Origin of the sequence: Streptomyces sp. STR69 (assembly GCF_024519455.1) — a bacterium.
Classification (GTDB): domain Bacteria; phylum Actinomycetota; class Actinomycetes; order Streptomycetales; family Streptomycetaceae; genus Streptomyces.
This window is the reverse complement of sequence record NZ_JALJRY010000001.1, coordinates 659,830-680,287: the sequence shown is the minus strand read 5'-3', so window position 1 is coordinate 680,287 and position 20,458 is coordinate 659,830. Positions and strand designations below refer to the sequence as shown.

13 protein-coding genes are annotated in these 20,458 nt (G+C 71.5%); 11 read left to right on the top strand and 2 right to left on the bottom strand.

What is annotated here, in order from left to right; genetic code table 11:
* Positions 1-3: 3 nt before the first annotated feature.
* The 6 genes from OC490_RS03150 to OC490_RS03125 all read left to right on the top strand — a co-directional run bounded on the left by OC490_RS03150 (position 4) and on the right by OC490_RS03125 (position 10,496).
* Positions 4-2,994, top strand: coding sequence for a protein kinase (locus tag OC490_RS03150; RefSeq protein WP_262056178.1), 2,991 nt, complete (start codon positions 4-6; stop codon positions 2,992-2,994).
* A gap of 157 nt (positions 2,995-3,151) precedes the next feature.
* Entirely contained in the window at positions 3,152-4,855 is a 1,704-nt protein-coding gene (locus OC490_RS03145) for a serine/threonine-protein kinase (protein WP_262056177.1), read from the top strand.
* A 29-nt stretch (positions 4,856-4,884) separates the two neighbouring features.
* Positions 4,885-6,654, top strand: a complete 1,770-nt coding sequence (locus tag OC490_RS03140) for a serine/threonine-protein kinase (protein ID WP_262056176.1) — start codon at positions 4,885-4,887, stop codon at positions 6,652-6,654.
* A 76-nt stretch (positions 6,655-6,730) separates the two neighbouring features.
* Positions 6,731-8,317, top strand: coding sequence for a serine/threonine-protein kinase (locus OC490_RS03135; RefSeq protein WP_262056175.1), 1,587 nt, complete (start codon positions 6,731-6,733; stop codon positions 8,315-8,317).
* Between the two features lie 93 nt (positions 8,318-8,410).
* Positions 8,411-10,123: a LamG domain-containing protein gene (locus OC490_RS03130; protein WP_262056174.1), complete on the top strand. Its 1,713-nt coding sequence runs from the start codon at positions 8,411-8,413 to the stop codon at positions 10,121-10,123.
* A gap of 28 nt (positions 10,124-10,151) precedes the next feature.
* A complete protein-coding gene (locus tag OC490_RS03125) occupies positions 10,152-10,496 on the top strand; it encodes a hypothetical protein (protein WP_262056173.1) in 345 nt (114 codons plus the stop codon).
* Between the two features lie 7 nt (positions 10,497-10,503).
* Here the strand turns inward: OC490_RS03125 and OC490_RS03120 are convergent, their stop codons facing one another.
* Positions 10,504-11,400 carry an AraC family transcriptional regulator gene (locus tag OC490_RS03120; protein WP_262056172.1) on the bottom strand — a complete coding sequence of 299 codons (897 nt, stop codon included), beginning with the start codon at positions 11,398-11,400 and terminating at the stop codon, positions 10,504-10,506.
* 102 nt (positions 11,401-11,502) lie between these two features.
* On the opposite strand from OC490_RS03120, the gene OC490_RS03115 reads away from it, so the two are divergent.
* The 4 genes from OC490_RS03115 (at position 11,503) to OC490_RS03100 (ending at position 17,556) form a co-directional block, all read left to right on the top strand.
* Complete coding sequence (locus tag OC490_RS03115) at positions 11,503-12,396, top strand: MBL fold metallo-hydrolase (RefSeq protein ID WP_262056171.1); 894 nt, start codon at positions 11,503-11,505, stop codon at positions 12,394-12,396.
* Between the two features lie 44 nt (positions 12,397-12,440).
* Entirely contained in the window at positions 12,441-13,958 is a 1,518-nt protein-coding gene (locus tag OC490_RS03110) for a serine/threonine-protein kinase (protein ID WP_262056170.1), read from the top strand.
* Between the two features lie 148 nt (positions 13,959-14,106).
* On the top strand, positions 14,107-15,738 hold the full coding sequence (locus OC490_RS03105; RefSeq protein ID WP_262056169.1) for a succinic semialdehyde dehydrogenase: 1,632 nt from the start codon (positions 14,107-14,109) through the stop codon (positions 15,736-15,738).
* A 39-nt stretch (positions 15,739-15,777) separates the two neighbouring features.
* Positions 15,778-17,556, top strand: a complete 1,779-nt coding sequence (locus tag OC490_RS03100) for a GMC oxidoreductase (protein WP_262056168.1) — start codon at positions 15,778-15,780, stop codon at positions 17,554-17,556.
* 101 nt (positions 17,557-17,657) lie between these two features.
* On the opposite strand, the gene OC490_RS03095 is transcribed toward OC490_RS03100, so the two are convergent.
* Complete coding sequence (locus OC490_RS03095) at positions 17,658-18,722, bottom strand: LAETG motif-containing sortase-dependent surface protein (protein ID WP_262056167.1); 1,065 nt, start codon at positions 18,720-18,722, stop codon at positions 17,658-17,660.
* A gap of 207 nt (positions 18,723-18,929) precedes the next feature.
* Here OC490_RS03095 and OC490_RS03090 point away from each other — a divergent pair, with 207 nt between their 5' ends.
* Positions 18,930-20,060, top strand: a complete 1,131-nt coding sequence (locus OC490_RS03090) for a hypothetical protein (RefSeq protein ID WP_262056166.1) — start codon at positions 18,930-18,932, stop codon at positions 20,058-20,060.
* Positions 20,061-20,458: the final 398 nt, after the last annotated feature.

Below are 20,458 nucleotides of genomic sequence, written 5' to 3'. Positions count from 1 at the left end.
AACGTGGACGACTATGCGGGTCGGGTGCTCGCCGACCGCTACCGCCTGCCGCTGCCGCCCTCCGACGAGTACGAACTCACCGAGACCCGGGCCTTCGACACCTACAGCGGGCAGGAAGTCCTGGTGCGCCAGGTGCCGTTGCCGGAGGTCGTCGAGGCGGAGGTGCTCGGCGAGGACGGGCTGCCCGACGGGTTCACGGCGCGCGACCGCGGGGCACGGCGACCGTCCGCGGCGCGGACCGCCACGCGGCGGCCGACCGATCCGGCGGTACGGCGTGCGGTCGAGGCCGCGCAGGCCGCGGCGCGGATCCCCGACCATCCCCGGCTGGACCAGGTCTTCGACGTGTTCGCCGAGGGCGGTTCGCTGTGGATAGTGAGCGAACTGGTGTCCGCCCAGCCGTTGTCCGCGCTGCTCGTCGAGAAGCCGTTGTCGCCGTACCGGGCGGCCGAGGTCGCCGCCGATGTGCTGATGGCGCTCCGGGTGCTGCACGCGCACGGCTGGGTGCACCGGAACATCACCGCGCGCACGGTGCTGGTCTGCGACGACGGCCGTGTGATGCTGACCGGCCTCGCGGTCGGAGCGGCGGAGGAGGCACTCTGCGGCTACGACCCGGTGCCACCGCAGGACGGCGAGGCCGAGGGCGGCAGCGGACACCCCGGACACACCGCACACCACGGCGGCGCCACGGCCCCCGCAACTCCCCGAGTTCCTACGGGTTCTACGGCACCCGCTGCCTCTACGACCCCTGCGATACCCGGTGACTTCCGCGGAGCCGGAACGGGAGCCGGAGCCGCCGGTGGTGTCGCCGGTACCGGTGCTGCCGGCGGCGGCGCGATCGGATTCGGCGGCGCGGTCGGCGGACCCGGTGTCGCGGGCCACGGCGTAGGCCCCGGTGGTGCGGGCCGTGCCGTAGCCCCGGCTGCTGCGGGCCACGACGAAGGACCCGGAGCTTCAAACCGTGCCGTGAGTCCCGGTGGGGTGGACCCCGAGGCCGCTCGGCGGGCCGCCATCGAGGCCAGGGCTGCCGGAGGGCTGCCCGGAGTCGGGGTGGAGAGCGGTGGCGGGAGCGGGGCGTCCGCCGCGTTGGCCCGCAGGGAAGTGGACACCGGCGGTGACGTCCGGGCCGCGCGGGCCGGGGCCATCGCCGCGTACCGGGCGGGAGCGCGTGCCGCGGCCCGGGTGCAGGAGACCCAGCAGCCGGGACGGCCCGCGTTGCCCGGCGCCCGGCCCGCCGCCGAGGGCGAGAACAGCGGGGCACAGACGGGCGGTTCGGCTGCGCTGCCGTCGCCGCAGCCGCCGTACGCCGGTGGCAGGGGGGTGGAGCACACGGGCGGCAGTACTACGCCGCCGGGGCAGATCGCCGACCCCTACGGCGTCCGCAACACCCCCTCCTGGCACGGCGCCGCGCCGCGTCCCGCCGCGCCGTCCCCGACGGACACCTTCACCGGTGCTGACACCTCGGCCCACGGCGCCGCCCGCACGACCACCGGCCAGCCCAACACGGCTCCCACGGGCGCCCCTTACTTCCCCGGCCAGCCCCCTGCCGGCACCGGCAACCCGCACGCCCCCGGCCTCAGCAAGCCCGTCCCTCCCACCGCGGCCACCGTCCCCGCTCCCGACAACTCCCCCCAGCCCCACCCCTACTCGCAGCCCCACTCCCAAACCCCGGCCCGCTGGGACGAGTTGGCCGCCGCCGGTGCTCCCGTCCGGCGCGGGCCCGCGACCGCCTTGGCGGCCGAGCGGGCTCGGCAGGTGCGGATGACCGTCGTGGGGCCCGTCACCGAGCGGTGGGCGCCGGAGCAGGCCGTACCGGTGCATGAGAACTGGCAGTTGGCCGCGCCGATCGGTCCGGCCACCGACCTGTGGGCGCTCGGCGCGCTGCTGTTCCGGGCCGTGCAGGGGCACGCTCCCTATCCGGAGGAGGCGACCGCCGAGCTGGTGCAGCTCGTGTGCGCGGAGCCGCCCGCCTTCGCGGAGGAGTGCGGGCCGCTGCGGCCGGTCGTGGAGTCGCTGCTGCGGCAGGACCCGACCGAGCGGCTGGACTTCGAGGAACTGCGGGGCTGGCTGCGGTCGTTGGTGCGTTCGGCGCCGGAGCCCGAGGCCGGTGCCCATGTCGTCGCCACTCCGCCGACGGACCCGAGGCGGCTGCCGATCGTGCGGCGGCGCGGTGAGTTGGTGCGCAGGCGGCGGGCCGGGCTGCCCGCGACCAGTCCGCACGGGCGGCACAAGCGGGCCAAGCAGGAGGTCGAAGGGTCGCCCCGGCGGCTCGGCCGGACCCTGCTGGTGCTCATCTTCCTGCTGCTGGCCGGCGCCGTCGCCTACGCCATGCTCTTCCTGCCCAAGTCCGGGGAGGACACCGGGGCCGGGCAGGGGGACAGGACGGGGGCGGCGGGGGACGTCAGTCCGGCGCCGAGTCAGTCGTCGGCCGCGGCGAGCAGTCAGCCGCAGCCCGACCAGACCTCGCCCGAAGCCTCCGACTCCGCCTCCAACACCCCTTCCCAGCCTGCCGGTTCGACCGGGACACAGACCGGCTCGAACGTCGCCGACGGCTTCGTGCTGCGGAAGGACTCCGTGGGGTTCCAGGTCGCCGTCGCCAAGGGCTGGACCCGTACGCCGAAGAACGGCAGCGGCCAAGTGGTCTACTCCCACGGCGACTTCGAGCTGATCGTGGTGGCGGGACGGGACAGCGCGACGAAGTACGGCAGCGACCCGATGGTCTACCAGCGGGACACGGAGCGTGAGTTGCAGCCCTACCGCGACTCCAGCTGGGCCACCGCGACCGGCCTGCGGACCATCACGGTGGGCGCGAAGACCATGGCCGAAGGGCAGTTCACCTGGACGGACAGCCAGGGCGGTGACCTGTTCGTACGCAACATGGTGTTCCTCATCGACGGCCGCTACCACATCGTGCAGATACGCGGCCCGGAGGCCCAACGGGACGAGGTGACACGGCTGTACGAGCAGGCGTCGTCGACCTACCAGTACACCGGCTGACCCGCGGAGGCGGCGCGCCGAAGCCAATTGGTTCCCGTTCGGGCGCAGAAGCGACAACCGTCACAGTGCGGTCTCCTTGGTACCCCGCTGGTTCCCTGTCGGAGGGCCGGTCCTTACGCTGAGCCCGTCAAGAGCATTGCGGGGCAACGTGAATCAGATGCAGGGCCTGCTCCTCGCGGGGCGCTATCGGCTGGCCGAATCGATCGGCAGCGGCGGCATGGGCCGGGTTTGGCGTGCGCACGACGAGGTGCTGCATCGGGCCGTAGCCATCAAGGAGTTGACGGCCGCGCTCTACGTGTCCGAGAGCGACCAGCCGAGACTTCTGGCGCGCACCCGCGCCGAGGCGCGCGCCGCCGCGCGCATCAACCACGCCGCCGTCGTCACCGTGCACGACGTCCTCGAACACGACGGCCGCCCGTGGATCGTCATGGAGCTGGTCGAGGGCAACTCGCTGGCCGACGAGGTCAAGGAACAGGGCCGGATCGAGCCGGCCGAGGCCGCGCGCATCGGTCTGTGGGTGCTGCGCGCCCTGCGCGCCGCGCACACCGCCGGTGTCCTGCACCGTGACGTCAAGCCCGGCAACGTGCTGCTCGGGCAGGACGGGCGGGTGCTGCTCACCGACTTCGGCATCGCGCAGATCGAGGGCGACAGCACCATCACGCGTACCGGCGAGGTCGTAGGATCCGTCGACTACCTCGCCCCCGAGCGCGTCCGCGGCGCCGACCCGGGACCGTCCTCCGACCTGTGGGCGCTGGGCGCCACGCTGTACACGGCGGTCGAGGGCAGGTCGCCGTTCCGCCGTACCTCGCCGCTGTCCACCATGCAGGCCGTCGTCGAGGAGGAGGCCGGCGAACTGCGGTACGCCGGTCCGCTCGCGCCCGTCATCGCCGCGCTGCTGAACAAGGACCCCGAACTGCGGCCGGACGCGGACCAGACCGAGCAGATGCTCGCGGAGGCCGCCGAGGGACGACGGCCGCGGTCGGCGGAGGAGTGGCTGCCGACGCAGCGAGTGGGCTCGCGGGCGGAGAGCTTCACGGACACGCCCGGCACCGGCGCCACGCCGTATCCCGGTACCGGCGCGACGCCGTACGCGGGTACGGGCGCGCCGTCGTACGCGTCGGCGACGGGGGCCACGCACAACCAGGCGCCCCCCGTCTCCCTCGTGGGTCTCGGTACCACCGCGCCCGCTCCGCCGAAGCGCCGCCGGCTCCGTTCGGTCGTCCTGGTGGTCGTCCTCGCCGCGCTCGTCGGCGGCGGTACGGCGCTGGGGCTGCAGAAGTGGAACCAGGACCGGGACCAGGGCGGCACCCCGACCACGTCGGCCTCGCAGAGTCCCACGGGAGGCGCCTCGACCTCGCCGCAGAACTCGCTTCCCGCCAACTGGAAGACCTACTCCGACCCCTTGGGCTTCTCCATATCGCTCCCCAAGGGCTGGGTACGGAAGCTCTATGTCCCCGACAACAAGAGCGACGAGGTCACTGACATCCAGCAGGTCGACTACACGCCCGACAACGGCGAGCACTTCGTGCGTATCGCCATCGACCCCACGCCGGACTTCCCCACCGCGAACGCCCACCAGCTCGACCTGGAAGTACAACTGCAACGGCTGGTCGACTACCGGCGGGGGACGCTGGAGGCGAACATCTTCCGCGATCGTCCGGGCTCCGTGTGGGACTACACCTGGACCGCGCAGCCGAAGGACACGTCCTTCCCGGGGCCGCGCCGCGCCATCGAGGAGACGTACACGTCCCGTGACGGGATCGAGTACGCGATCTACATGTCCTCGCCGGCCGCGGACTGGGCGACGACCAGCGGGCAGTTCAAGTCGGTCCTGCAGAGCTGGAGTCCCAACTCGGGCTGACCGCTTCCGGTTGCGTCATGATGGTGCGCATGGGGACCGAGGGGGACAACGTCCGGGTGATCGCCGGGCGTTACCGACTGGAGAAGCGGCTCGGGCGCGGCGGCATGGGCGTCGTGTGGCGGGCGACCGACCAACTGCTGGGCCGGCAGGTCGCCGTCAAGGAGATCGCCCAGGACGACTCGCTCTCCGAGGACGAGGCCCGGCAGCACCGCGACCGGACGCTGCGCGAGGCGCGGGCGGTCGCGCAGTTGCGGCATCCGCACATCATCGTCGTGCACGACGTCGTCGAGCAGGACGAACGGCCGTACATCGTCATGGAGTTGATCGACGGCGGCTCGCTCGCCGACCGGATCAACACCCACGGTCCGGTCGACGCGGCCGAGGCCGCCCGGATCGGTGTCGCCCTGCTCGGCGCGCTGCGCACGGCGCACGCGGCGGGGGTCCTGCACCGGGACATCAAACCGGCGAACGTACTGCTGGACACCACCGCTGACGGGCCGGACACCGACCTGATGGGCGTCGAACGGACCGCCTCCGGCCGGGCGCACCCGGAGTCGGACCCGGCCCCGGACCCGGCCGCTTTCGCCCGGGTCGTCCTGACCGACTTCGGTATCGCGCAGGTCGCGGGCGCCACGACGCTCACCGAGAACGGCGCGTTCGTCGGCTCGCCCGAGTACACCGCGCCGGAGCGGATGTCCGGGGTGCGGACCGGTCCCGCGTCCGACCTGTGGTCCCTGGGCGCGCTGCTGTGCACGGTGCTGAGCGGTGAATCGCCGTTCCGGCGCGACTCGTTGGGCGGCATCCTGCACGCCGTCGTGTTCGACGAGATCCGGCCACCCGAAGAGGCCCGGCCGCTGCTGCCCGTCGTACGAGGGCTGCTCGAACGCGATCCGGAACGGCGGCTGGGAGCGGCGGAGGCGGAGCGGATGCTGCGCGGCTTCCTGAACACGGGGCGCACTCCGCAGGCGGGCGCAGGGCGCGCGTCGAAGGCGTCGGGCGGGCGCACGGCGCACCCGGCCCCCGGTTACACGCCGACCCAACAGGACGTTCCGCTACGGGAGTTGGCGCCACCCAAGCCGTCGATACCCACACCCACACCTCCCGTCACGGAGGTGCCGCCCCCTCGGCGTTCCACCCGCGGTGTCCTGGTGGCCGCGTTGCTGGTCGCGGCGATGGCGGGTGCGGGGGTGTCGGCGGCGGCGCTGTTGATGCGCGGGGACGACAAGGAGGCTTCCCCGTCGGTGAGTTCGGCGCCGTCGACCTCCACGAGTGCCGGTACGACGTCACCGTCGCCCACCCGCTCGCCCACCCCCACGCCTTCGAAGAGCGCCAACACCCCCACCGCACCCTCCGGTTACCGCGTCGCCCACGACCCCGACGGCTTCGCGCTCGCCGTACCGGAGGACTTCGTGCGCGTCCCGCAGGGCGAGCGGATCTTCTACATGTCGCCGGGGGAGACCTTCCGGCTCGGCATCAGGATGTCCGACCCCGCAGCGGGCGGCCCGCTCGCGGTGATGAAGAGCGCGGCGGCCAAGGGGGCGGACACGAACCCCGGTTACCACGACGGCAAGGTCACCGACACCACCCACTACGGACACCCCGCCGCGCTCTGGGAGTTCACCTGGAACGGCTTCAGTACGGCGGAGGGGCCCCGGCACACCTACGACCTGTGCTGGGAGGAGGGCGGCCGGCTGTACGACGTGTGGGTGTCGGCGCCGGTCGGGAAGGTGCGGGAGGCGAAGGAGTACTTCGACGTCGCGCTGGACACGTTCGTACCGGAGCAAAAGGGAGATAGGTGACCGTTCGAGTCACGGGTGTGTGACCGGAACGCGTTCCCTGTGGATACGGGAGCGGTCGCCGCGATTGGATGGACCCATGAGCGGTGATGGGGGACAGGGCGGTGGGTCGGACGAGACGACGAGTTTTGTTCTGCAACCACCGAGACCGAGGGTGCCACACCCCTCGCGGGACAGTGGCACCGAACATCTGATCGCCGGGCGCTACCGGCTGCTCGCCAAGCTCGGGCACGGCGGTATGGGCACGGTGTGGCGTGCCCGGGACGAGACGATGGACCGCGAGGTCGCCGTCAAGGAGCCTCGCGTCCCGGATCATCTTCCCGAACGCGAACGTGACAACGCGTTCGAACGGATGCGCCGCGAGGCGCGCGCGGCGGCCCGGCTCGACCACCCCGCCGTCGTGACCGTGCACGATGTGGCCGTGGTCGACGGCCGGCCGTGGATCGTGATGGAGCTGGTGACCGGCCGCTCGCTGGGCGAGGTGCTGCAGGAGGGCACCCTCGACGCGCGCGACGCGGCCCGGATCGGCCTCCAGGTGCTGGGCGCCCTCGAAGCCGCGCACGCGGCGGGTGTCCTGCACCGTGACGTCAAGCCGGACAACGTCCTGCTCGGCCGCCACGACCGGGTCGTCCTGACCGACTTCGGGATAGCCCAGATCGAGGGCGAGACCAACCTGACCGACACCGGGGGCTTCGTCGGCTCGCCCGAATACATCGCGCCGGAGCGGGTGTTGGGGCAGCGCCCGGGACCCGCCTCCGACCTGTGGTCGCTCGGCGTGGTCCTGTACGCGGCGACGGAGGGTGTCTCCCCGTTCCGCCGCAGCAACACCCCCGCCACCCTGCAGTCGGTCCTCAACGCCGTGCCCGCGCCGCCGGTTTCGGCGCCGGGCCCGCTCGCCGACCTCATCACCGGCCTGCTCGCCAAGGACCCGGCGAGCCGCCCGAACGCGGTCCAGGTGCGCGCCGTCCTGGAATCGGTGGCGAACCCGTCGGCTCCGGCGTCCACACAGGAGGTGCGGTACGTCCAACAGCCCGCGGGAAAACGCCGGTTGGGACGCAGGGTGTGGTTCGGGCTCGGTGCCGTGGTCGTCGCGGCTGCGGTGGCCGCCGCGTATGTGCTGATCGCCGATCCGTTCGCGGGGCCGCTGCCGGACGGCTGGAAGAAGCACCACGAGTCCGACGTGGCCGCCACGCTCGCGGTCCCGGCCGCCTACAAGCGGGCCACTCCCGACCGCACTTCGGACAAGAGCCACTGGGTCACGTACACCGACCCGAGCGGCAGCATCTGGGTCTTCCTGAGCCTCGACAAGAAGTCCGAGGACACCAACGGCTACATCAAGGACTCGGCGGCGGCCGAAATGTACTCGGACAACGGCGACTTCAAGACCAACGGCAGCGTCGACCTCGACATGGGGAAGGCCGCGGAGACCGTCCCGAAGCCGACCGGGACGTACCAGGGCGAACCGTCCGCCGAGAACACGGTCGTCTACGACTCCGACGACACCCAGAACCCCCTCCCTCGCGAACTGAGGATCCTCTACTACAAGACGTCCGCCGGGGACATGTACCGGCTCACGATCAGCTACCCGGGCAAGGGCGACTTCACGGCCCGTGGCCGCGAGGTGGCGAAGGCGGCGATTGCCAACCTGGACGTCGACAGCCTGTGAGCGGTGCCGCGGCGGCGATCAATTCCGTTGTCAGCGGCGGCAGTTAAGGTCATTCTCTCTTTACCGGATCTTGGGAGGGGATTGACCTTGAGGATGTCCGACTGGAGACGCGCCGGGGTGACCTGCGCGGCCGTGGCCCTGACCACCGCCGCCCTGACGGGAGTTGCGACGGCGGCCGATGACACCGTGGCGCCACAGGCACCGGTCGTCTCGTCGGCGGAGTACCCCGACGACGCGAACGAACATGACGGCGTGGGCAGTTACGGCACCTTCGTCATCGAATCGGCGTCCGACGACGTGGTGTCGTACCGCTACGAATGGATGGGCGGCCTTCCGGGGACCCTCACGGCGGCCGAGCCCGGCGCCCCGGTCTCCCTGCGCTGGCTGCCGCAGTCGAACAGGCCGATCTACCTCTACGCCCAGGCGATCGACGCCGCGGGGAACGTCAGCGCCAGGACGACCTACTTCGTCCGGGTCAAGTCGGGCCGGGCCGCGGTCACCCACTGGGACCCGCAGCACGACTCCGGCGCGGACACCGGCACCGGCGTCACCCCCGACGCGCAGGGCCCCACCGGGACGAGCATCGCCTCCGCCGCCCGGTTCGACGGCACGGACGAGGCGTACGCCACGCTCGACTCCGCGGTGGACCCGGCGAAGATCTTCTCGGTCGGCGCCTGGGTCCGTCCGGACGCCCTCGACAGCGACATGACCGCCGTGAGCCGGACCGGCTTCTCCCTCGGCCTGGCTGCCGACTCCACGGGCGGCACGCCCACTTGGTCCTTCGCGCTCCCCACGGTGAGCGGCGGCTCCGTCCACCTCACCGGCGGCTCACCCGAGCGGGGCGAGTGGGCCCATCTCGTCGGCGTGTACGACACCGAGCAGCACACGGCCCGCCTGTACGTCGACGGCGACCTCGTCGCCACGGACGGGAACACCGTCGCGGCCGGTGGCGCGGGCCCCCTGCGGCTCGGCTCCGAAGGGGACACCGGGGACACCGGCGGCGCCGCGCACTGGCACGGTCTGCTCACCGACGTGAACGTCTGGGACCGCGTCTACGTCCCCGGGGAGATCACGGCCGCCGCCACCCGCACCCCGCAGCGCCAGGGCTACTGGGACCTGGAGTCGGCGACCGGCGGTGCCAGCCCCGAGTACGCGGGCGGTGCGCCGCTCACCCTGGCGGGCGACGCGTCGATCTACACGGCCACCGACGACTGCGACGTGGACCCCTTCTGCACCCCGGCGCAGTACCCCTTGGTGGGCTCCGGCGACCTCCTCCTGGACGGCGACGGCGACTACGCCACTACACCGGACGCGGTACGCCCGTCCGACGCGGGCTTCTCGGTGACGACCCACGTCCGCATCGACGGGGACACGGCCACGCACGACATGACGCTGCTGTCCCAACCCGGGGAGCACACCGGCCTGTTCACCCTGCGCTATGTCGCGGCCTCCCGGTCCTGGCAGGCCGTGGTCGCCCACGAGGACAGCGCCGACGCGCCGACCACCACGGTCACCGCGCCCGCCTCGCCGTTCGGGGCGGCGGAGGACGAGTTCCTCGCGGTGGTCTACGACGAGAGGACCGACCAACTCCGCCTGTACGTCGACGACATCTACGTCTCCGACTCCGCGAGCGTCACGGGCAGGAACACCTGGACCCCCACCGGCGACCTCCAGATCGGCCGGAGCCTCACGGCGGGCACCGGGACGGACTACCTGACCGGTGAGCTCGACGAGGTCCACACCTACGCCGGAGTCCTGGACCAGACCCGGCTGGCGATGCTGCGGGTGGGCGGCGTGGACGTATGACCGGGCGCCGGTAGAAGGGGAGTTGGCGGTGGGCACACCGGATACGGCGAGTCACGAGGACCTGGCGGTCGCGAGCGTGCGCGCGCTCGCCGACCGCGGTCTGCCGCAGGACGTGATCGCCGTGCACGCGTCCTGCCGCCACTTCTCCGTCATCGAACTCGAACAGCTCGGACTGCGGGACGCCGCCCCGGAGTTCGAGTTGTTCGGCCTGCGGGACCGGCTGGAGAGCGTGGTCTGGATGAGCGACGAGGAGTTCGCGGCGCACGGACTCGACGCGCGGGAGACCGCGGAGCTACGGCAGTGGGCCCTGGAATGGGAGTCCGACCTGGGGCTGCGGCTGGCGGAGGAGTACGACGATCCCGACGGCGACTAGGGCACGCCTAGGCCCGTACCTCCCCCGATGCGCGGTACTTCCCCGGCGTCACCCCGAACTCCCTGCTGAACGCGTGCGACAGGGCGTACGGGCTCCCGTATCCCGCCTCGCGGGCCACGGTTGTCAGCGAGGCGTCCGTGTCCCGCAGGCGGGTAGCCGCCAACGTCAGCCGCCACCACGTCAGATACGCCATCGGCGCCCGCCCCACCAGTGCGGTGAACCGGCGGGCCAGCGTCGCCCGGGACACGCCCGCCGCCGCGGCCAGCCGGTCGTTGGTCCAGGGGGCGGCCGGGTCGGAGTGCAGCGCCCGTAGCGCGGCCGTGGTCACCGGATCGCTCAGCACGGACGGCCAACTGCCGCTCTCCGCCTGGGACATCCACGCCCGCACCATGTAGATCAGCAGCAGGTCGAGCAGGCTCGGCAGCGCCAGGCAGGCCCCCGGCCGCCGTTCGCCCAACTCCTGCGCCAACAGGTCTACGGCAGCCCGGAGTTCGGGATGGCGGCCGACCCGGTTCGGCAGATGGACCACCTCCGGCAGCTCCGCCATCAGCGGATGCGTACGGCTCCGGTCCAGCCGGTACTTCCCGCACAACAGCTCCACCTCGGGCCCGTCCCCGACCGGCCGGCGCATCTCCTCGAACGGCACCGCCCGCACCGTGTCGCCGGACGGGTCCGCCAGCACATGCCCGGCTCCGTGCGGCAGCAGTACGACGTCCCCGGCGCCCAGCGCCACCGGCTCGCCGCCCCCGTCGGCCACCAGCCGACAACTCCCCGCGAGCACGACATGGAACCCCGCACCCTCGTAGGGCGCCAGCCGAGTGCACCAACTCCCGCCCACCCGCAGCCGGTTGGAGGACGGCTGCCCGGTCCGCACGGCGGAGATCGCGTCGCTCACCACATCCATACGGGCAGACTACGCCGACGGGGCAACCATGAGCCGTGCGCGTATCAGGATGAGCAATTCACGCATTGAGGCACTCATCCTCCGCTCCCTAGGCTCGTTTCCATGACCGAGGACAACACACAGACCCTGATGATCGGCGACGTCGAAGTCGTCCGAGTCGTCGAGTGGCAGCAGCCCTACGCCCCCGCCCGCACCCTCGTCCCGGACCTGCCGTCCGAGGTGTGGCAGGACAACCGTGACGTGCTCGCCCCCGACCACTGGGACCCCGACAGCGACCGCGCGGTCGTGGCGCTCCAGACCTGGGTGCTGCGCAGCGCCGGGCGGACCGTGCTCGTGGACACCGGCGTCGGCAACGGCCGGGAGCGGCCCGGCAATCCGCTGTTCCACATGAGCCAGGGCGACCTGCCGGGACGGCTGGCGCGGGCCGGCGTACGGCCGGAGGAGGTCGACGTCGTCGTCAACACCCACATCCACGGCGACCACGTCGGCTGGAACACCCATGACGTGGACGGGAGTTGGCAACCGCTGTTCCCCAACGCGCGCTATCTCCTCCCCGCCGCCGACGACTTCCACTTCGGCCCGGAGAACCACTACGGCGGTGCGGTACGGCCCGACGACCGGCTGACCTACGAGGACAGCGTCGCGCCCGTGCACCGCGCCGGGCTGGCCACCCTGTGGGACGGGACGTACCGCATCGACGAGCACCTCGCGCTGGAGTCGGCGCCCGGGCACACCCCCGGTTCCTCCGTCCTGCGGGTCGCCTCCGGCGGTGAACGGGCCGTGTTCGTCGGGGACTTGCTGCACAGCCCCGTCCAGATCGCGCATCCCGAGTGCAGCAGCTGCTTCTGCCTCGATCCCCGGCAGGCCGCCGCGAGCCGCCGACGTGTGCTCGAACGGGCGGCCGACGAAGGGGAGTTGGTGATTCCGGCACACTTCGGCGGGACCGGGGTCGCGGAGGTGCGGCGGATGGGCGACACGCTGGTGCTCGGGAAGTAGGACGCGCGTCGACAAGGCCGTATCCGGCACGGTACTGATGGGGCATGAGCGAAGTCGGCGAACAGGTGCGCGACGGACGTCTGGTCGGCGGTCGCTACCGGTTGCTCGAACGGATCGGTTCCGGCGGCATGGGCACCGTGTGGCGGGCCTTCGACGAACTCGTGGACCGCGAAGTCGCCGTAAAACAGCCGCGGTTGCCCGGCGACCCGGCGGACGAGGAGTTCCAGCGCGCCGCCCACCGGCTCTACCGCGAGGCCCGCGCCGCCGCCCGGGTCGACCACCCCTCCGCCGTCGCCATCCACGACGTCGTCATCGAGGACGATCAACTCCCCTGGATCGTCATGGAGTTGGTGCGCGGTGAGTCCCTGCACGAACTGCTCAGGCGCGGACGCCTCACCCCCGCCGACTCCGCGCGCATCGGCCGCGCCGTCCTCGGCGCCCTGAGCGCCGCACACGCCGTGGGGATCGTGCACCGTGACGTGAAGCCCGCCAACGTCCTGCTCGGTCCCCACGACCGGGTCGTCCTCACCGACTTCGGCATCGCGCACATCCAGGGCGAGGAATCCCTCACCGCCAGCGGGGAGTTCGTCGGCTCGCTCGAATTCATCGCTCCCGAGCGCATGTCGGGCACCGGCGCCGGACCGGCCTCCGACCTGTGGTCCCTCGGCGTACTCCTGTACGCGGCCGTCGAAGGGGCATCCCCCTTCCGCCGTACGACCGTGGAGTCCACGCTCGGCGCGATCCTGGCCGGCGAACCGCCCGAGCCGACCCGGGCGGGCCCCCTCGGACCGCTGCTCGTAAGGATGTTGGCCCGGGACCCGGAGGAGCGGCCGGGGGCGGAGGAGGTCGGCGCGGTACTGGAGGCGGTGGCCGCGGGGAAGGACGTACCGGAGCCGGCGGTCACGGTCCAGGCCGCGGAGCCGGACGCGGAGCCCGAAGAGCCCGCCATCGCCTCCGACGCCGTAGCGGAGCCGGAACCGGATCCAGAACCCGTACCCGTACCCGTACCCGACCCCGGGCCCAAGTCCCGTTCCCGCCGCCCCCGTCGCGCACTTCTCATCGCCCTCGGGGTCCTCCTCCTGGCGGGTCTGGTCTTCGGCACTCTCCTGGAGAACACTCTCGGCAAGGACTCCTGGACCGCTCACCAGCGGGACGGCATGAACGCGGTCCTCTTCCTCCCGCCCCAGTACCGGCTTCTCCGGACGGACGCGGCGGCCGGCATCCGTACCGTCGTCTACGGCACCGGCGCCCTCCGCGTCCGCCTCACCGAATGGGACGGGGCCGCCGAGTCGTCCCTCGCCGAAGCGCACGCCCTGGGCCGGGGTACGACCGACCCGCAGTACACCCGCACCAGCTTCCACGGGAACAAGGACGCCGTCCTGGCCGACACCACCCACGAACAGTCCGGCGTCCGCACCCGCACGATGGCCCTGGTCATCCGGACCGCGGACGACCGCATGTACGAGCTGCGCGTGGACATGCCCAAGGGCACACCGGCGGAGAAGAAGGGCACCGCGCTCTTCAAGGGCGCCCGCGCCCGGCTCACCCTCCCGGAAAACTGATCCGGCGGCGACCGGCCGGTGATCATCCCCGCACAACCGCCTGATCAGCGCATTCGTTGCCAGTGATCGCTGGCGCGGTGTGAGCGCTCGGTGAATCCCGATTACCGACGGGTACCCAAACCCTCCGTGGCGGCATACCCTGCCGCACATGACGGACTCGCAGGCCCCGGAAAAGACCGGTACGGAAACGACGACCGGCACGAACCCCCTCGCGCCGGCCCCCACAGGCGCCCGTACCGCCGCCGATGTGGTCACCCCGGAGCTGGTCGCCCAGCTCACGAAGGGGGTGGTCGGCTCCGGCCGGACCGCCAACCACTCACCGTTCACCGGTGAGAAGCTCGCCGACCTGCCCGAGTCCACCCCCGAGGACGTGGCGAAGGCCTTCGACGCGGCCCGCGCCGCACAGGCCCTGTGGGTACAGACGCCGGTACGGCAGCGCGCGGCCGTCCTGCTGCGCTTCCACGATCTCGTCCTCGCCCGCCAGTCCGAGGTCCTCGACCTGATCCAGCTGGAGACCGGCAAGGCACGGCTGCACGCGCACGAAGAGGTGCAAGCCGTCGCCGTCGCGGCCCGCCACTACGGCCGCAAGGCCCCCGCCTACCTCCGCCCCAAGCGCCACACCGGCGCCGTCCCGACCCTCACCAAGGTCACCGAACTCCGGCACCCGCGCGGGGTAGTCGGTCAGATCGCCCCCTGGAACTACCCGCTCGAACTTTCCGTCGGCGACGCCCTCCCGGCCTTCGTCGCGGGCAACGCGGTCGTCATGAAGCCGGACACCGAGACCTGCCTGACCGCCCTCTGGGCCCGCGACCTTCTCATCGAGGCCGGCCTGCCCGCGGACGTCTTCCAGGTCGTCCTGGGCGAGGGCCCGGTCGTCGGCCCCGAGGTCGTCAAGCACGCCGACTACGTCTCCTTCACCGGCTCCACCCGCACGGGCCGCGAGGTCGCGCAGGGCGCCGCGGCCCGCCTGGTCGGCGTCTCCCTCGAACTCGGCGGAAAGAACGCCATGTTGGTCCTGGAGGACGCCGACCTCGACAAGGCGGCGGCGGGCGCGGTCCGCGCCTGCTTCTCCTCCGCCGGCCAACTCTGCATCTCCATCGAGCGGTTGTACGTCCACGAGTCGATCGCCGACGCCTTCCTGGAACGCTTCGCCGCCCGCACCAAGGCCATGCGCCTCGGCACCTCCCTCGCCTACGGCGCCGACATGGGATCGCTGGTGGGTGAGCGCCAGTTGGAGACGGTGACACGGCACGTGGAGGAGGCCGTCGCCAAGGGCGCCAAGCTCGTCGCGGGCGGAGTCGCCCGCCCGGACATCGGCCCGTACTTCTTCGAACCGACCATCCTCGACGGCGTGGAGGCCCCGATGGCGGTCTGCGGCGAGGAGACCTTCGGCCCGGTCGTCTCCATCTACCGCTTCAAGACGGAGGACGAGGCGGTGGAAGCGGCCAACTCCACGTCCTACGGCCTCAATTCCTCGGTCTGGACGAAGGACGGCCGCCGTGGCCGCGCCGTCGCCGCCCGCCTGCGCACCGGCACGGTCAACGTCAACGAGGGCTACGCCTCCGCCTACGGCAGCGTCCAGTCCCCCATGGGCGGCATGAAGGACTCCGGTCTCGGCCGCCGCCACGGCTCCGAGGGCATCCTCAAGTACACCGAGGCCCAAACGGTCGCCCAGCAGCGGCTGTTGCCGATGGCCCCGTCACTGGGGATGACCGACGAGGCGTACGCGCAGTTCATGAGCCGCAGCCTGCGGGTGATGAAGGCCCTGCGTCTCAAGTAGAAATCCCTGGTTCTCAACGGTTCTCAACGAGGAGAGCATGTGCCACAGGACACCTACGACTACGATGTCATCGTCGTCGGCTCGGGCTTCGGTGGTTCCGTAACCGCCCTGCGCCTGACGGAGAAGGGCTACCGCGTAGGTGTCCTGGAGGCCGGCCGCCGCTTCACCCGCGAGTCCCTCCCCAGGAACTCCTGGGACCTCAAGAACTACCTCTGGGCCCCCAAACTCAACCTCTACGGCATCCAACGCATCCACCTGCTCGGCAACGTCATGGTCCTCGCCGGCGCCGGCGTGGGCGGCGGCTCCCTGAACTACGCCAACACCCTGTACGTCCCGCCCAAGCCGTTCTTCGAAGATCCCCAGTGGCGCGACATCACGGACTGGCAGGAGGAGTTGGGCCCGTACTACGACCAGGCCCGCCGCATGCTCGGCGTACGGCTCAACCCGACGATGACGCCGTCCGACGTCCATCTGAAGGCCGCGGCGCAGCGGATGGGCGTCGGCGACACCTTCCACATGGCCCCGGTCGGCGTCTTCTTCGGCGACGGCGAGGACGCCGACGGCACCGCGAAGGCCAGGCCGGGCGAGCAGGTGGCGGACCCGTACTTCGGCGGCGCGGGCCCGGCCCGCAAGGCCTGTACCGAGTGCGGCGAGTGCATGACGGGCTGCCGGCACGGCGCCAAGAACACCCTCAACGAGAACTACCTCCACCTCGCCGAGAAGGCGGGCGCCGAGGTCCACCCGATGACGACCGTCGTGTCCGTCACGGACGACTCGCAGGGCGGCTACGCGGTCGCGACCCTGCCGACCGACGCGCGTCGGAAGTCCGAGGGCCGCACTTTCAAAGCCCGCAGGGTCGTCCTCGCCGCCGGCACCTACGGCACCCAGACCCTCCTGCACCGCATGAAGGCGGGTGGCCAACTGCCGTACCTCTCCGAGAAGTTGGGCGAGCTCACCCGCACCAACTCGGAGGCGCTGGTCGGCGCGCAGACGAGCGACCGCCGCTACCGCAGGGCGACCGGCACCGCGAAGGCCGACTTCACCCGCGGAGTCGCCATCACCTCCTCGATCCACCCCGACGAGAACACCCACATCGAACCGGTCCGCTACGGCAAGGGCTCCAACTCGATGGGCGGCCTCTCCATCCTCCAAGTCCCGTACGCGGAGGGCTCGTCGAGGGCGCTGGCCTGGCTGGCGAACGCGGCCCGCCACCCGCTCCTGGTCCTGCGTTCGCTCTCCAACCGCCACTGGTCGGAACGGACCATCATCGGCCTGGTGATGCAGTCGCTGGACAACTCCCTGACGACATACCTGAAACCGGACGGCGTGGGGAAAGGGCTTCTGACGGCCCGTCAGGGTCATGGCGCCCCCAACCCCAAGCAGATCAGGGCGGCTTCGGAGGCCGCGGCGGCCATCGCCGCCGAGATCAACGGCTTCGCGGGCTCCAACGTCGGCGAACTGATGGGCACCCCGCTCACCGCCCACTTCCTCGGCGGCTGCCCCATCGGCGCCTCCCGCGAGACCGGCGTGATCGACCCGTACCACCGCCTCTACGGCCACCCCGGCATCTCGGTCGTCGACGGCGCGGCCGTCTCGGCGAACCTCGGCGTCAATCCGTCGCTCACCATCACGGCGCAGGCCGAGCGCGCGATGTCGTACTGGCCCAACAAGGGCGAGCCGGACCCGCGTCCGCGCCAAGGGGCGTCGTACGAACGGCTGAAGCCGGTGGAGCCGCGTCAACCGGCCGTCCCCGAGGGCGCGTTCGGCGCGCTGAGGCTGCCGTTCCTGGGGATGCCGAGGGTGCCGCCGAAGTCGTAGGCGACCAGCGGTGGTTGCCGTAGAGGCAGAGACGTGCAGAAGGACCTGCGCCCCCCTCCGAGCGCAGGTCCTTCTTTGCCGAGCGAGCTACGTGCTAGGTGTTACGCGCTCTCTCCGGTCTTGCGGCGGCGCACCATGACCACGGCGGCGGCACCCGCGACGACGGCCGCGCCGCCCACCAGGCCGATCACCGGCAGGGCGGAGCTGGAGCCGGTCTCGGCGAGGTTGCCGGTGGCCTCGTTGACCCCGCCCTGCGGCTTCAGGTCCTCGTCGGTCCCGGTCGGCTTCTGGCCGGTCGGCTTGGCCTCGCCGTCGCCCGGGTCGCTGCTGCCGGCGGCGAGCACGGAGAACTCGTAGAAGTCCCCGTTGCCGTAGCAGGAGTCACCGTTGCCCGCGTACACCGCCTGGCTCAGCGCGAACGACGAGCCCGCGGGGGCCTTGGGCTTGATCATCACGCGCAGGTCGAGCGTGGTCGTGGACTGCTTCTCCAGAGTGGGAAGAACCGCGACGACGCTTCCGGACAGCGTGGTCTGGCTGCTGCCGGAGCCGACGGTCTGCTGGTAGGAGTCGGTCCACTTGCCGTCCTGCTTCAGCTGGATCTCGGCCAGGCCCAGGAGCAGCGACGCGTTGTCGTTCACCTCGTCGCTGTACTCGGTGAGCGCGTTGATCCAGACGTTCTGCAGGTCCTTGTCCGAGGCGTTGTTCACCACGAACTTGAAGTTGTGCCAGCCGGAACCGGCGACGATCTTGTTCGGCAGCCCGGTGATCGACGCGGTGAGCTTCTCGTCCACGTCGAACGTCTTGCAGTCCGCGTACGGGTCGAAGTCGCCGGACGGCTTGCTCGGCGACGCGGACGGGCTCGGCGACGCGCTCCCGCTCGGGGTGCCCGACGCGGCGGGGCTGCTGGTGTCCGCGGCCGGGGAGCTGGTGTCCGAGGCGGGGCTGCTGTCGTCGGCCGCCGGGCTGCTCGTGTCCGACGCGGGAGTGCTGTCGTCGGCGGCGGGGGTGCTCGCGTCCGCCGCCGGGCTGCTGTCCTCGGCCGCGGGGCTGGTGACCGACGTGTCCGGCGAGTCGCCGTCGGCGAACGCGGCCGGCGCCGACAGCAGGGCGAGGGGGGCTATGGCGGCCGTCGCGGCGACCGTGGCCATGACACGGCGAAGCTTCATGAAGTCCTCAAGAAGTCCGGAGTGCTGCGACAGCGCAGCACGCTGGGCGGAGGGCTCCGCGTGTGGGGCGCGGGTGTGGCCCTTGTTCTGCAGGTGTGACCCGGGAAACCTGTGAAGGGTTGTGTCAACCTCACCGGATTCTTATGTGGGCTGTGTCACACCCAAGTTCTTCTTGTGAACACGCTTTCGGGCGCCTACAACTACCTGGTGTCTGACAAACCGTCCGAGGAACCGTCCTCGACCCCGGAGATCCCCGACGACGTCTGGGACAAGTTCGCCCGTGACACGGAGCGTGACATCCGGGCTTCCGCACAGAAGGAACCCTCCGCGCGCGCCCGCGAGGTGACCGAACGACTGAAGAAGGCCGAGCAGCCCGAGGGCTGGCGGACCGGTCCGGCCTGGCAGGAGATGAACGGGAGGGCCCGGCGCAGGCGCCGCCTGTGGGCCGTCCTCGGTATCCCGCTCGCCGTGGCCGTCGCCGTGGTCGCGATGAAACCCTCGCTGCTGCCCGGCGACCCCTTCGGCAAGGGTCACTCCGACTCGGCCTCTCCGCTCGCGCCGGAGACCGCCGCCCCGACTGCCGCGCCCTCCACCGTGGACCCCCAAACCCCCACCCTGGACCGGCCGTTCGCCGGTTCACCCGCCCTGAACTGGGCCGACGGCGTGGCCGGCATCATCCTGCCGAAGGCGAAGGGCATAGGGACGATCTCGAAGGACCGGGTCGAACTGGCCCTCCAGCAGACGAAGATCCTGCTCGTCGCCGCCAACCTCGACCCGAAGACGATCCGCGGCGACCGCCCGTCGGCCGCGCTCGCGGTCCTCGACCCGAAACAGCCCAAAGTGCTCGACCAGTTGAAGGCGTCCCTGGCCGCCCCGACCAAGGCCGACGACCCCACACTGCTGTTCAGCCGTTTCGACCCCAAGGACGTACGACTGGTCGGCAAGGTGGTGAAGACGCGCGGACGCACCACCTTCGCGAAGGACTCCAGCGGGGGCGTCACCATCCACTCCGACTACACCTTCGTCTACCCGCTGGTCCGGACCGACGGCTCCACCGAGGTCGCCCGCAGCATCGTCCGCCGGGTGATCGACGTCGAGATCCTCGACCCCGCCCGCTACCAGGTCACCCCCGGCCTGCTGACCCTCACCCTCAACAACGCGGACTTCGGCAACTCGGCCTGCGACGTCTACGACGGTTATCTCCACCCGCAGTTCGACTCCGACACCACGTCGTCCCCCACGGGCGCGACGCCCTCGGGCCCGACGACGGACCCGTACGACCGCAGCAAGGACATCAGCAAGGACCAGGGCACCTGCGGGACGGTGAGCCGGACCTAGGAGCGCAAGAACGCAAGCGAAGGGCCCCGCGGGACGGAGCCGCGGGGCCCTTCTCCGTCAGCACCGACGTCAGGGCAGCGCCGGTGCCTGGGAGCGGCGCCGGGGGGTTGCGCCGCTGGTCTCAAGTTGTCTGAAGTGCCCCCGGTCGGCGCCCCGGCGCACCTGGGGCGCGCGCTTGGTCTCGACCTTTGGCAGTGGGACGGTGCACCGCAATGCGGTTGACTGCTTTGGGACTTGGGGCTCAGCGGGACGTTCGGGGGGCTTCTACGCATCGTGCTGGATGGAGACGGCCACCGCAACCGTTCGATCCGGCTTTGTGCATTTTTGCAGTTTCCGCCGGGCGGCCCCGGGCGTCCCCGGAGCCGACCGTTCTCTTGGGTGACCGGGCTGCTGTCCCC